The 13,100-nt window shown below is 61.6% G+C and carries 14 protein-coding genes; 7 read left to right on the plus strand and 7 right to left on the minus strand.

All coding sequences use genetic code 11. The annotated features are described in order from the left end of the window. From AC5E6N_RS19085 to AC5E6N_RS19100, 4 genes are all read left to right on the plus strand, one after another. Nucleotides 1-913, plus strand: a 913-nt coding sequence (locus AC5E6N_RS19085) for a cobyrinic acid a,c-diamide synthase CobB (RefSeq protein WP_491749305.1), incomplete at its 5' end; no start/stop codon positions are given. Continuing rightward, nucleotides 910-1,932, plus strand: coding sequence for a threonine-phosphate decarboxylase CobD (gene cobD / locus AC5E6N_RS19090; RefSeq protein WP_491749306.1), 1,023 nt, complete (start codon nucleotides 910-912; stop codon nucleotides 1,930-1,932). The genes AC5E6N_RS19085 and cobD, both read left to right, overlap by 4 nt. An 18-nt stretch (nucleotides 1,933-1,950) precedes the next feature. After that, the gene (cbiB, locus tag AC5E6N_RS19095; RefSeq protein ID WP_491749307.1) at nucleotides 1,951-2,922 is read left to right on the plus strand and encodes an adenosylcobinamide-phosphate synthase CbiB; all 972 of its coding nucleotides are present in this window, start codon (nucleotides 1,951-1,953) and stop codon (nucleotides 2,920-2,922) included. Nucleotides 2,923-3,112: 190 nt separating this feature from the next. Continuing rightward, nucleotides 3,113-3,544 (plus strand): L,D-transpeptidase, encoded by a 432-nt coding sequence (locus tag AC5E6N_RS19100; RefSeq protein WP_491749308.1) that lies wholly within the window; start codon nucleotides 3,113-3,115, stop codon nucleotides 3,542-3,544. Here AC5E6N_RS19100 and AC5E6N_RS19105 read toward each other — a convergent pair whose 3' ends face one another. The 6 genes from AC5E6N_RS19105 to AC5E6N_RS19130 are packed head-to-tail and all read right to left on the minus strand — an operon-like array spanning nucleotide 3,545 to nucleotide 8,882. Continuing rightward, on the minus strand, nucleotides 3,545-4,480 hold the full coding sequence (locus AC5E6N_RS19105; protein WP_491749309.1) for a lipid A biosynthesis lauroyl acyltransferase: 936 nt from the start codon (nucleotides 4,478-4,480) through the stop codon (nucleotides 3,545-3,547). Between the two features lie 5 nt (nucleotides 4,481-4,485). Continuing rightward, entirely contained in the window at nucleotides 4,486-5,514 is a 1,029-nt protein-coding gene (locus AC5E6N_RS19110; RefSeq protein ID WP_491749310.1) for a zinc-binding dehydrogenase, read from the minus strand. A gap of 40 nt (nucleotides 5,515-5,554) precedes the next feature. Beyond that, a complete protein-coding gene (locus AC5E6N_RS19115; protein WP_491749311.1) occupies nucleotides 5,555-6,838 on the minus strand; it encodes a beta-ketoacyl-ACP synthase in 1,284 nt (427 codons plus the stop codon). A 1-nt stretch (nucleotide 6,839) separates the two neighbouring features. Beyond that, complete coding sequence (locus AC5E6N_RS19120) at nucleotides 6,840-8,051, minus strand: beta-ketoacyl-ACP synthase (RefSeq protein WP_491749312.1); 1,212 nt, start codon at nucleotides 8,049-8,051, stop codon at nucleotides 6,840-6,842. A gap of 12 nt (nucleotides 8,052-8,063) precedes the next feature. Then, complete coding sequence (locus AC5E6N_RS19125; protein ID WP_491749313.1) at nucleotides 8,064-8,561, minus strand: 3-hydroxyacyl-ACP dehydratase FabZ family protein; 498 nt, start codon at nucleotides 8,559-8,561, stop codon at nucleotides 8,064-8,066. A 42-nt stretch (nucleotides 8,562-8,603) separates the two neighbouring features. Further along, nucleotides 8,604-8,882 carry an acyl carrier protein gene (locus tag AC5E6N_RS19130; protein ID WP_491687543.1) on the minus strand — a complete coding sequence of 93 codons (279 nt, stop codon included), beginning with the start codon at nucleotides 8,880-8,882 and terminating at the stop codon, nucleotides 8,604-8,606. A gap of 211 nt (nucleotides 8,883-9,093) precedes the next feature. On the opposite strand from AC5E6N_RS19130, the gene AC5E6N_RS19135 reads away from it, so the two are divergent. Both AC5E6N_RS19135 and AC5E6N_RS19140 read left to right on the plus strand, forming a co-directional pair. Next, nucleotides 9,094-10,221 (plus strand): Mrp/NBP35 family ATP-binding protein, encoded by a 1,128-nt coding sequence (locus AC5E6N_RS19135; RefSeq protein WP_491749314.1) that lies wholly within the window; start codon nucleotides 9,094-9,096, stop codon nucleotides 10,219-10,221. A 163-nt stretch (nucleotides 10,222-10,384) separates the two neighbouring features. Beyond that, nucleotides 10,385-11,320, plus strand: a complete 936-nt coding sequence (locus AC5E6N_RS19140; RefSeq protein WP_491749315.1) for a DMT family transporter — start codon at nucleotides 10,385-10,387, stop codon at nucleotides 11,318-11,320. Nucleotides 11,321-11,359: 39 nt separating this feature from the next. Here the strand turns inward: AC5E6N_RS19140 and rutR are convergent, their stop codons facing one another. After that, nucleotides 11,360-11,992: an HTH-type transcriptional regulator RutR gene (gene rutR, locus AC5E6N_RS19145; protein ID WP_491749316.1), complete on the minus strand. Its 633-nt coding sequence runs from the start codon at nucleotides 11,990-11,992 to the stop codon at nucleotides 11,360-11,362. Between the two features lie 245 nt (nucleotides 11,993-12,237). Here rutR and aptA point away from each other — a divergent pair. Beyond that, nucleotides 12,238-13,100 (plus strand): omega-aminotransferase AptA (aptA, locus tag AC5E6N_RS19150; protein ID WP_491749317.1); only part of this gene is annotated, 863 nt, incomplete at its 3' end.

The raw sequence follows: 13,100 nt of genomic DNA on the forward strand, positions 1-13,100 counted from the left end.
GGGATTTGCGCAATTCGATCCGAACGTCATGGTGGCCGGGGTCGTTTTGAACAATGTTGCGAGCGCGCGGCACGAAGCCATGTTGCGTGGCGCCCTCGACCGGATCGGAATGGACGTGTTCGGCGTGGTGCGCCGCAATGAGGCGCTGACGCTTCCGGAACGGCACCTGGGTCTTGTACAGGCCGGTGAGCACGCGACGCTTGAAGCATTTATCGAGGCGGCCGCCGATATGGTGGAAGCCGGATGTGACCTGGAGGCGGTCGTGTCCGCAGCCAACACGTTCGGTGCCGTCGAAACCATGTCGAATGTCGACCGGCTGCCGCCACCTGGGCAACGGGTGGCCGTCGCGCGTGATGATGCATTTGCGTTCAGCTACGAGCATATGCTGCTCGGTTGGCGGCGGCGCGGTGCCGAGGTGTCATTTTTTTCGCCTTTGGCCGATGAGGCGCCCGCCGGCGATTGTGACGCGATCTACCTGCCCGGCGGGTATCCGGAGCTTCATGCCGGGCGGCTCTCGGCCGCCGGCGGTTTCGGCAGGAGCATGAAAGCTGCTGTTGCCCGCAATGTGCCGGTTTACGGCGAGTGCGGCGGCTATATGGTGCTCGGCGATGTCCTGATCGACGGTGAGGGCGACAGCCATGCGATGCTTGGGTTGCTGCCGCTGACGACCAGTTTCGCGAAACGAAAGCTGCATCTGGGCTACAGGCGGGTTGTGCCGCGCGGCGAGTTCTTCTGCGGCCAGCCAATGACCGCGCACGAGTTTCACTATGCGACCGTAAAGGCGGAGGGAGACGCCGAGCGGCTGTTTGATGTCGAGGATGCGCGGGGCGCGGCCCTTGGTTCGGTGGGCCTGCGGCGCGGCAGCGTGTGCGGATCCTTCATGCACCTGATCGACCTTGCGGAGACGGCATGATGGAGCGGGGCCGGGGCGAGATTGTCGAACACGGTGGGGCGCTGTCGAAGGCATGCGCACACTATGGCGGTGCTCCGGGCGACTGGCTCGATCTTTCGACCGGGATCAATCCGAATCCCGTTCCGCTTCCCCCGATCAGTGACAGGGCATGGTCCCGCCTGCCGGATGAGGATCTGTTCCGCAGGGCCGCGGACATGGCGGCGCTGCGCTATGGCGCGGCGGACGGTATCAGCCCCTTGCCCGTTGCCGGCAGCCAGAGCGTCATTCAGCGCCTGCCGGACATCTTCAAGGGGAGCGTTGCGGTGATCGGCCCGACCTATGAGGAATACCGGGTGCTTTTTGAAAGGGCGGGCCGCTCGGTCGATGTCGTGCCGGGCATTGAAGCGATCGATAACGGCCATGGGCTTGTTGTGCTCGTTAATCCGAACAATCCCGATGGCAGGCTTTACTCCCCGCAGGAGATACTGGCGCTGGCCCGTGACCTTTCCGCCGATGGCTGCTTTCTTCTTGTCGACGAGGCATTCGGCGACCTTCGACCTGAAAGCAGCGTCGCCTCCCGGGCCGGCTTGCAGGACAATCTCCTTGTGCTGCGGTCCTTCGGAAAGTTCTACGGTCTTGCCGGTCTCAGACTCGGCTTCGTGCTTGCGCCGGCGCCCATTCGCGACGCGATAGCGGATGCACAGGGAAGTTGGCCGGTGTCCGGACCGGCTCTGGAAATCGCCTGCCATGTGCTGGCGGATGAGGAACTGCAGCGGCGGACGTCGGCACGTATTCGCGAGCGGCACGCGAGCGTTGGCGACGTCCTCGGCGAGGCGGGCCTGACGATTGCGGGCGGCACGGACCTCTTTTTGCTGGTTGACGATCCGCGTGCGGCGCAACTGCACGATCATCTTTGCCGGCACCGGATCCTGACGCGCAAATTCAGCTATGCGCCGCATTGGCTGCGTTTCGGCCTGTGTCGCGACGGCCGGGATGACGAACGCCTGAGCGCCGCGCTGTGCGCCTTTGTCGAGAACTAACGGGGCCCGGGGGCTGGAGTGGAACTCAATCTCGCGATACTGGTGCTGGCGCTTCTGGCGGATCGGCTGATCGGAGATCCGGATTGGCTCTGGCGGCGCATTCCCCATCCGGTGGTGGTCTTTGGGTGGGCGATCGATCTTGCGGAGCGCTTCGGAAACCGGGCGTCGCTGCCCGATCCGATACGTTTCCGCAACGGCCTGGCCGCCCTCTGTTTTCTCCTGCTTGCATCAGCCATTATTGGTGTCCTGCTGATGTTTCTGCTGCGCTCGTTCGGAGTCCTGGGGTTCCTGATTGAAGCTGGTCTGGTTGCGGTGTTTGTTGCACAAAAGAGCCTTTCCGATCACGTTGAACGTGTCGCTGCAGCCATGCGCAAGGGCGGTCTTGACGGCGGCCGGGAGGTGGTTTCTCATATCGTCGGACGCGATCCGAAGAGCCTTGACGAGCCGGGGATTTGCCGCGCCGCGATTGAGAGCCTTGCGGAGAATTTCTCCGACGGGGTGGTCGCACCGGCCTTCTGGTATGCCGTGTTCGGCCTGCCGGGCCTTTTGGCCTACAAAATGCTGAACACTGCCGATTCCATGATCGGACACAGGAACGAGCGATATTTCCATTTTGGTCGGGCCGCGGCAAAGGCGGACGATCTGGCCAATTGGGCGCCGGCGCGTTTGTCGGCCTTGGTGATTGCCGCAGCGGCGCTTTTTCGTCGGGGAGGGCGCACGGCAAGGCGCGCTCTGACGACCGCATTGCGAGATGCGGGACTGCATCGTTCGCCCAATGCCGGGTGGCCGGAATGTGCCATGGCCGGCGCGCTTGGTCTGGCGCTCGCCGGCAATCGCATTTATGACGGCGTCGTCGTGCGCGAGCCGGTGCTCAACGGTGTCGGCGATCCATGTGCCGCGCCGCGCGACATCTCCGCAGCCGTCAGCCTTTTTCACACAAGTTGCAGCATCCTTGCGGCAATGGCGGCAGTTTTGTTCCTGCTATTGTGATTTTTCTTACACTCAAAACTGCCCTGAATTCAGAAATTGACTGTATCGACTCTGTTTTGCCCGGCTTTTCATTCAGTCGATTGTGTTTATACTTGTCTTTTCGGAAGTAAGGCCGGTTGCGACCGGTATTATTTCCTGAATGGGGAGGAACGCGACGCGCCAACCTGCGGTCGCGCTTCAGGGGGTAGAAATGAAACGTGTGCTTTCAGTCTTTGTTCTGAGTCTGGTGATGCTGGCGCTGCTGCCGGTCGCGGCGGAGGCCGTGACTTTGACGGCCAGGATCGACCTGTCCAGCCAGACGATGGTCGTCACCCATCGCGGCAAGGTCAAATATCACTGGAAAGTGTCAACCGGCCGGCGCGGTTATTACACGCCCACCGGTTCCTACAGTCCGAAATGGCTGTCGAAGCATCACCGATCGCGCAAATACAACAATGCGCCGATGCCGTTCGCCATCTTCTTCCGCGGCGGTTACGCCGTCCACGGAACCAACGAGATCAGCAGGCTCGGACGTCCGGCGTCGCATGGCTGCGTGCGGCTGGACCCGCGCAATGCCGCGACGCTCTTTTCGCTGGTGCAGCGCGAGGGCTTCAAGAACACCCGGATCATCATCCGTCAGTGATTACTTCAGCACCTTGTGCTTGACGTTCCAGCGGTCGTGGAACCATTGCCACTGACCCGGATATTCCCGCACCCAGCTCTCGACCTTGTCGTTGAGAAGCTGGGCGGTCCCGTTGGTGTCTATCAGCCCGTTTTTGTTGCGCGGCAATTCGATCGCCGGTTCCATCTCGAGCCGGAACTTGCCGTTCGGCAGGCGGATTGACCGGGCCGGATAGACCTCGCAGTCATAGTTGCGGGCCAGTTTGACCAGCAGCGGATTGGTCTGCACATCAAGGCCGAAGAATTGGGTCTTGGCGCCCTTGTGGAATTTCTGGTCCACCAGCAGGCCGACGCCCTGTCCCTTTTCCAGAACGCTGGCAAGGTTCCAGGACGCGCCGACCCGCGACGGGATCAGATGGCCCATATGGGTGCGCCGGGCGGACATGAGCTGTTTGGCGATATAAGGGTTGTTCGGAGGGCGGAAGAGAGCGGTGACATCCAGGCCGTATTTCGCCCCGATGATCGGCAACAGTTCGAAATTACCGGTGTGGGCCGTGAAAACGATAAAAGGGCGCGGGTTTTCGCGCAGATCGATGAAGCGCTCGATCCCGTCGACCTCGATCAGACCGCCTTCGCCCTCGCGCAGGTCGTGATCGATCAACTCCTCGACGAACACATATTCCACCATCAGGCGGGCCATGTTGCTCCACATCTCAACGGCGATTTTTTCCCGCTCTTCCGCTGATTTTTCCGGAAACGCCCTTTCCAGATTGTAAAGGGCGAGCCGGTGGCGGCTGGTCTTCGGCCCGATGAACGCCGCCGCTTTCTCGGTGAAGCGAATGGCCGTCTGAACGGGAATACGCCGAAGCAGCCTCAAAATGGTGAAGACAATCTGAGCGACAAGCCAGTTCTTGGCCTTATAGATGCGAAAGAAGAAACGGTATGCGAACGGACTCACGTCGGTCAGTCCATCCTGAGAATGATCTTTCCGAAAACCTGACGGCCTTCCATGCGCGCGAGCGCCGTGTCGATGTCGTCAAGTCCGACTTGCGTATCGATGACGGGATGAACCAGCCCGCGCGCCATCTTCTGCATGGCATCGGCCATGTTTTCCATGCGGCAGCCAAAGGAGCCGATGAGGCGCAGTTGCTGCTGGAAGAGCTGCATGAGATTCATCTGGGTGGAGACGCCGGACGTCGAGCCGCAGGTCACCAGCCGGCCGCCGCGTTTCATGCACAGCATGGATCCTGCCCATGTGTCCGCGCCCACATGCTCGAACACAACGTCGACGCCCTTTTTCTTCGTCAGTTTGCGGACAACGCCCTCGAAGCGGTCCTCGCGGTAATTGATCACGTGATCGGCGCCGAGGGCCGCCGCCTTTTCAATCTTCTCGTCGGACCCGACCGTGGTGATCACCGTGCAGCCGTGTTTCTTCGCCAGCTGGATCGCGGCCGTTCCTATGCCCGAGCCGCCGGCCTGGATGAGGATCGTCTCGCCCGGCTCCAGCCGCGCATTGTCGAAGAGCATGTGCTCGACCGTGCCGAAGGTCACCGGAGCAAGGGCCGCGGCCACGGCATCGACGCCGGGAGGCGCGGGAACAAGCAGCCGGGCGGGCATATTGACCTTTTCCTGCGCGAAGCCGTCGAGATGAAAACCGTGCACGCCTGAGACGTTTTCGCAAAGATTGTCGCGGCCTTCGCGGCAAGCGCGGCACAGGCCGCAGGTCCGTGCGCCGTAGATCGACACCAACTGTCCGGGCAGGACATTGGAAACTCCGGGGCCGATCTCTTCGACGGTTCCCGACGCCTCCGCCCCGATGACAAGGGGCAGCTTGCGCTTGGCGAAGGCCATGCCCCGCCATCCCCAGACATCGATGTGGTTGAGCGCCACCGCATTGATACGCAACGTGACCTCGCCCGCGGACGGGGGCGCGGGCGGTTCGATATCCGCCAGCTCAAGCTTGCGGTCCTCAATCAGCTGCAATGCGCGCATGATGGTGCTGTTGTCCTGCTTAAACTCGGTTCACAGCCGTTTAGGCCGGTTCAGCCGTCATGACAAGACAGGCGTTCTGTCCACCGAAGCCGAAGGAGTTTGAAAGCACCGATGTGACGCCATGATCGCGTTTGACGTTCGGCACGACGTCGAGCTCGATGGCAGGATCGGGATTTTCGTAGTTTATCGTCGGCGGCAGCGTGCCGGTTTCAATGGTCATGAGCGAGAAGATCGCCTCGACCGCGCCCGCCGCCGTCAATGTGTGTCCGATCATCGATTTGTTCGAGGAGACCGGGATCTGCGGCAGCCTTTCGCCAAAAACGGTCGATAGCGACAGATATTCCATCTTGTCGTTCTCGGGTGTCGACGTGCCGTGGGCGTTGATGTAGCCGATGCCGGTCTCGTCCAGCCCGGCATCTTCCAGCGCGGCCTGGATCGTGGCGATCGCCGGGCCGCCATCCGGAGACGAGCGGGTTCGGTGAAAATGGTCGGCCTTCTCGCCATAGCCCTTCAATATGCCGAGCACCCGCGCGCCGCGTGCGATGGCCGCCTCAAGCGATTCCAGCACCAGCGCCGCGCCGCCTTCGGCGATGACGAAGCCGTCGCGGTCCTTGTTGAAGGGCTTGGAGGCTTTTTCGGGCGGGTCGTTCTGGGTGGAAAGCGCGGAAAGAAGCGAAAACCGGATCAGCGCTTCGGCGTTCACGGACCCGTCGGTCGCCACGGTCAGCGCGCGATCCGTCCGCCCCTGGCGGATGGCGTCGACGCCGAGCTGGATCGCGGTTGCGCCGGAGGCGCAGGCCGTCGACAGGGTGATCGGAAGGCCCCTTGTTCCGTACCCGTCGGCGAGCCGTTCGGCGACGCCGCCAAACAGCGCCATATCGGTGAAGGCGGGATGCGGGGTCCTGCGCAGAACCTCGAGAAACCCGTCATAGGTGTTTTCCCACTCGCCGGCGGTACCGGCCTCGTCCGCGAGCGCAAAGCGATTGGCCCATTCGTATTCGACGGGCGGTGCGGCGACGAAGAGCGGCCCGCCGAAATCACCGTCGATGCCGGCCTGGGTAACGGCTTCGCGCGTCGCCGCATCCGCAAGGGAAAACGACAATTCGCTGGCAACGTTGGGCACGTCCATGAAATCGACCGTTCCGCAGATACGGGTCGACAGTCCGTCCGTCGGGAAGCGGGTGATATCATGTATTCCGGATGTGCCGCTCGTCAGCGCCCGCCAGTTGTCCTTTTTACCGCGGCCAAGCGATGTGACGATACCCATGCCCGTCACCGCGATCAGCGGGCGTCCGAGATGGTCCTTGTAAGCACTGTCGGTCATATCAGTCGTCCGCTTGTTCGCTTCGCAGCGCGGCCATGCCCTCGCCGTAGATGAAGCCGATCGTGGTGACGAGCGCCGTGCGGGCGGGATTGCTCATCGCGCTTTCGCGGGCGGGCTCAAACGGCGCGGGTGAAGCGCCGGACTTCAGGGCCAGGGCGGCCAGCGCCACGCCGATGGGGAACTGGGCCTCCATCGTGTGTCCGGTCAGGCTGCAATAGCCGCGCAGGCCGGCGTGCGGCCATGTCGCGTCGATGAAACCGCGCTCGGCATCGCGCAATTCATAGCGCCCCGATGTGCCGGAAAGGATCAGTGCATCGGCGCTGTCGGCGATATCGCACCGGCCGGCCATTGTCCGCAACCGGGCGGTCATGGCGTCGCCCTCGCGGCCGCCGCGGTCGCCTTCAACGGCGCTGAGCGTCGCGTAGACGTCGGCGTTGCGCGCCTCGGCGCGGGCGCGCGATTCCAGAACCAGAAAGGCCGCCGCCGATCCGGTGACAATCCCGCCGCCTGGGCCTTCGCGCGCCCAGACCGGTTGCCACGCACCCTGCGCCAGCGATTGCACGCCTTCATAGAGCGTCTGCATATCCTGTCGTTCGGCATTGTAGGCGCCGCCGACCAGCACATGCGTCGACTGACCGGCCCGGATGCGTTCAAAGGCCGTCGCAAGGGCCGATATGCCGGCGGTTTCTTCGCCCATGAAGGTCTTCGACGAGCCGGTCACCTTGTGAACGATGGAAATGTTGCCGGCCAAAAGGTTGGAGAGCTGCGCCAGGAACAGCGTGGGGCGCAATTCCGTCGTCAGTTTCTCGTTCAGCACGATGTCGCGGTCGTTGCGCCTGGCCGCTTCGTTGACGATCAGCGTGTCGACGGCCGGATCCCGCTCGCCGCCGCCGGCGGCGACGATCATGTCCATGGTCGAACAGGCTTCCTCATCGTCTTTCAGGCCCGCATCGTCAAGTGCGAGACCGGCCGTGAAGACCCCGAGGCGCTGCCAGTTCTCCATCTGGCGCTGGTCGCCGCGGCGCGGAATCTGCTCCGACCAGTCGATGTCCGGCATCGGATGGACCGGGTAGGGGGCAAAGCGCTCGAGATCCACAACCGGTTCCGGGCTGTGCCCGGCGGTCAGAAGCTCTTCATGGGCCTTGCGTCCGACACCATGGCAACTGACGATGCCAATACCCGTGATCACCACGTCATTCGGTGACTTACCCATCATCATCAGTCCTTAAGCGTCGGCATCTTCCGGCAGGGCCGCAAACAGGCCGACATCCCGCGCTCTCTGTTTTACAAGGTCCGCAAGCCCGCGTGCATCCGGTTCCGTCTGCGCGTCGAAGGCAACGGTACGGAATTTAAGCTGTGCATCGCAGATCTTCTTTCCGCCGATTTCGATGCGGGCCCTGGTCACGGCAAATCCCGATCCTTCGTGTTCGAGCGCAACATTTGTTTCGAGCTCGGCGCCCGGCTCCACGAACGTCCGCAGTTTGGCGCTGTCCACGGACATTAAAAAAGGCATGGCCGCAAAACCGTTGCCGGCAAGGAGCAGGAAGCCGCTGGCCTGCGCCATGGTTTCTATGAGAAGCACGCCCGGGACCAGCGGAAGACCCGGAAAGTGCCCCTCGAAAACAGGGCTCGCGTCCGGTACCGTGGAGATGGCAACAAGATGTCCGGTCTCCAGTTCGATGCTGTCGATGCGATCGATCATCTGGAAGTATTCAAGGAGCATCTGCCACCCTTACTACAGCGGTTTGGGCTGTCCGTTTCCCGATCAGGTTTTTGCGGCTCTCAATTCGTCAATCTTCAGGCAGAGGTTCTTAAGCACAAAGTACTCTTCGGTTGCGACCTTGCCGTCATTGACCTCCTGGGTCCACTGCTCAAGCGGAATCTTGATGCCGAATTCCTTGTCGATGGCGAACACGATGTCGAGGAAATCGAGGCTGTCGATTCCCAGATCATCGATGGTGTGGCTGTCGGGCGTGATGGTATCCCGATCGATTTCGCTTGTTTCGGCGATGATGTCGGCAACTTTGTCGAATGTGGCTGACACGCTCTTATCCTTGTGCTTTGTCTGTTTCGCGGTGAGCTATAGAAAAATCCATTGCAAAAGCCAATGGTGTCTACACTGTTTCCCGATCGATTGCCATGACGGACCGGCAACGGTCCGGAAGGAATGCTGGATAGTGTGACATGTCGTCCATTGTAAGGGGACCGTCTGTGCCCTATCTGCCAAACAGATTTCGCCGGGGAATACACCGAAAATGCCGAATGTCAGCAAAGATCAGGTCCTGAAGCGGCTTGAGGCTGTGACCCATCCCGCCATTGGCGGCAATATCGTTGAAAAGGGTCTTGTTTCCGATGTCTTTGTGGCCGACGGCAAGGTCTATTTTTCGATCACCGTTCCGGCGCAATTGGCGCAAAAGCTGGAGCCGTTGCGTCAGGCGGCGGAGCAGTCCGTCAAGTCGATGGACGGCGTCAGGGGCGCCATGGTGGCGCTGACGGCGGAAAAGAAACCCGGTTCCGGGCAAGAGCCCCCAAAATCCGCACCGCCTGCGGGGCAGAGCCGGCAGCCGCAGAAGGCGGGCGTTCCGGGCGTGTCGGCGATCCTTGCCGTTGCGTCAGGAAAGGGTGGTGTCGGCAAGTCAACGACATCCGTCAACCTTGCGCTCGGCCTGCAGGCAACCGGCCTGAAGGTCGGGCTGCTGGATGCCGATATATACGGCCCATCGATCCCGCGTCTCCTGAATGTGCACGGTCAGCCGGAGCAAAGCGGCGAGAGAGTTTTAAAACCCAAGGAGGCCTTCGGACTGAAGGTCATGTCCATGGGTTTCCTGGTGGCGGAAGAAACGCCGATGATCTGGCGTGGTCCCATGGTTGTGTCGGCGCTGACGCAAATGCTGCGCGAGGTGGCCTGGGGCACGCTTGACGTCATCGTCGTCGACATGCCGCCCGGCACGGGCGATGCGCAGTTGACGATGGCGCAGAAGGTGCCGCTCGCCGGTGCGGTCATCGTTTCGACGCCGCAGGACCTGGCGCTGATCGATGCCCGCAAGGGGCTGAACATGTTCAGGAAGGTCGATGTGCCGCTTCTCGGTCTCATTGAGAATATGAGCTACTTCCAATGCCCGTCCTGCGGCGAGCGGTCCGAAATATTCGGCCATGGCGGCGCGCGCGAGGAAGCGGCGAGGATCGGCGTGCCGTTCCTCGGTGAAGTGCCGTTGCACATGGATATCCGCGAACAGTCCGATGCGGGAATGCCGGTGGTCGTATCGGAGCCCGACGGTCCGCACGCGAAGATCTATATCGGGATTGCCGGCAAAATCCGCGACGCGCTGGCGGCGGCTCGAGACGGCGAGGACACGGCCCCGCCGCGCATCGTGTTCGAATGACACACAGCCTGTCAGGGCTCATTCCATCGGGCGGTTGCGCCCGGACCTGACGGTGGCGGATGTGAGAAGCGCGCCGGCTGGCCAGCGGGACGAGAACCGTGTAGACGTGCCGCTTCGACGACAGGAGCCTGTCGCCGCCTGAAATGCCGGAAATGGACAGCGGATGAGCGAGCGAACCGAAGCGGCCTTCATGGGGGCCGCGGAACTTGCCAGCGGGCGCGAGAAGCTGCGTGGCCATCTGGCCATGCTCTTTTTCGCCGCCCTCATATCCGGTTCGTTTTCGCTCGGATCGATGGCGATGCCGCATATGCAGCCGGCGGCGCTCAACGCGATGCGGTTCCTGCTTGCCTCGCTCGTCATGGGCGCCATCGCCTTTGCGCTTTACCGCCGCCTGCCGGTTCCGGAGGCCGCGCCGTGGCGGTTCGGCATCCTCGGCCTGCTCATGGCGATCTATTTTGTTTCCATGTTCACGGCGCTGAAGATCACCGACCCGGTGTCGACCGGCGCCGTCTTCACGCTGATCCCGATCATGAGCGCCGCGTTCGGCTTCCTCTTCCTGCGCCAGACGGTTCGGCCGATCGTGCTTCTCAGCCTGCTGATCGCCGGTTGCGGGTCAATCTGGGTCATATTCCGCGCCGACCTTGATGCAATCCTGTCCTTCGATGTCGGTCCCGGCGAGACGATCTTCTTCTTCGGCTGTATCTGCCATGCGGCCTATGCGCCGCTGGTCAAGAAGTTCAACCGCCGCGAGCCCGTGGTGCTGACCACATACTGGACCACGGTCGCGACCTTCCTGGCGGTCGCGATTTTCGGGGCAGGGGAGATTGTTTCCACCGACTGGATGAACCTTCCGTCCGTCGTGTGGATCGCGATCCTCTATCTGGCGGTGTTCACGTCAGCCGGCACGTTTTTCATGGTGCAGTACGCGTCAATGCGGCTGCCCGCATCCAAGGTGCTTTCCTACGGCTATCTGATACCCGTCTTCATCATTGTCTATGAGGGAATGCTCGGCCACGGATGGGCGAATATGGCGGTTCTGGCCGGCGCCGTCGTCACGGTGCTCGGCCTTGTCGTCGTCGCGTTCGGACCGGATCTGTGAGTGCGGCCCCCGCCGGTCGTTGACCAGGCGGAACGAACGTCAGACCTGACGCGGGCGGATCCCGTCCAGCAATATGGTCAGGATCGACTGGCTGGCATCGTTGAAGAAGCTGCCGTTTCCGGTTTTGTCGGGCAGTATGGCCCGGACCTGAACGTCGAAATCGGCATAATGCTGCGTCGTTGCCCAGATCATGAAGATGAGATGGTGAGGATCGACCGGCGCGAGCTTTCCCTGTTCGATCCAATGGCGAATCACGGTCGCCTTTTCATCCACCAGCCGCTTCAGATTGGTTTTCAGGAAATCCTGGATCGCCGGCGCACCGTGCAGGATTTCATTGGCGAACAGCCGCGAGCTCTCCGGCTTCAGGGCGGACAGTTCCATCTTCAGCGTGATGTATTTGCGCAGTTCCTCGACCGGGTCGCCGTCGGGATCGATATTGCGGAACGGGGCGAGCCAGTCCTCCAGCGTGTTCTCCAGAACGGTGACGTAAATGTCTTCCTTGCGCGGAAAATAATAGAGCAGGTTCGGTTTGGACATGCCGGCTTTTTCAGCGATCTGATCGATCGTCGAGCCGCGGAAACCGTATGCGGAAAAGACCTCGAGAGCTGCGTCAAGAATGATGCCGCGATTGATACCCTGAATGCGTGTCCGTTTGTTGCCGGAGCTTGCCATGAACCCTGAATTTCGCTCTTCGAATAGGCAGCTTGCCTCATTTATGGGCTCTAAGGCTTGCAACAGCTTTGAGCGATGTGCAAGTCTCTATGCAATATTCCGTGCCGCCAACAATAGCCCTTGACCGCCTCCCGATGCTCTTTTAGCCTGCATTTTGACCATTCAGTCAAGTTTTTTCAGCTTGCCGTCTAAGGGCATTGGACGTAACCCGTCTTATGTGTTCGCCAAATTGGGAGGTCGTGGTCATGAATGCGCCGGTAGGAACGAACAATCTTGACGCGTTCTGGATGCCGTTTACCGCAAACCGCCAGTTCAAGAAGGCGCCGCGCATGTTCGTGTCTGCGGACCGCATGCATTATACGACCGCCGAGGGCAACAAGGTGCTCGACGCGACGGCCGGGCTGTGGTGTGTCAACGCCGGCCACAATCGCCCGAAGATTGTCGAGGCGATCCGCCAGCAGGCCGGCGAACTGGATTATGCGCCGGCCTTCCAGATGGGCCATCCCAAGGCCTTCGAACTGGCATCCAAGCTGGTGCAGCTCACACCCGCCGGTATCGACCATGTCATGTACACGAATTCAGGTTCCGAATCGGTCGAGACCGCGCTGAAGACGGCGATTGCCTATCACCGGGTCAAGGGCGACGGTTCGCGCTTCCGTCTGATCGGCCGCGAGCGCGGCTATCACGGCGTCAATTTCGGCGGGATTTCCGTCGGTGGCATCGTCGCCAACCGGAAGATGTTCGGCACGCTCCTGACAGGGGTCGATCATCTGCCGCACACACATGACCTGGAGCGCAACGCGTTTACCCGGCTTCAGCCCAAGCACGGAGCAGAGCGGGCGGATGAATTGGAGCGCATCATTGCGCTGCACGATCCGTCAACGATCGCGGCGGTGATCGTCGAGCCCGTCGCCGGCTCGACCGGGGTGCTTCTGCCGCCCAAAGGCTATCTCCAGAAGCTGCGCGATATCTGCGACAAGCACGGTATCCTGCTGATTTTCGACGAGGTCATCACCGGCTTCGGACGGCTGGGCACGCCCTTTGCGGCGGATTACTTCGGCATCACGCCCGATATCATCGTGACCGCCAAGGGATTGACCAACGGCGT

The organism is Hoeflea sp. (assembly GCF_984452065.1).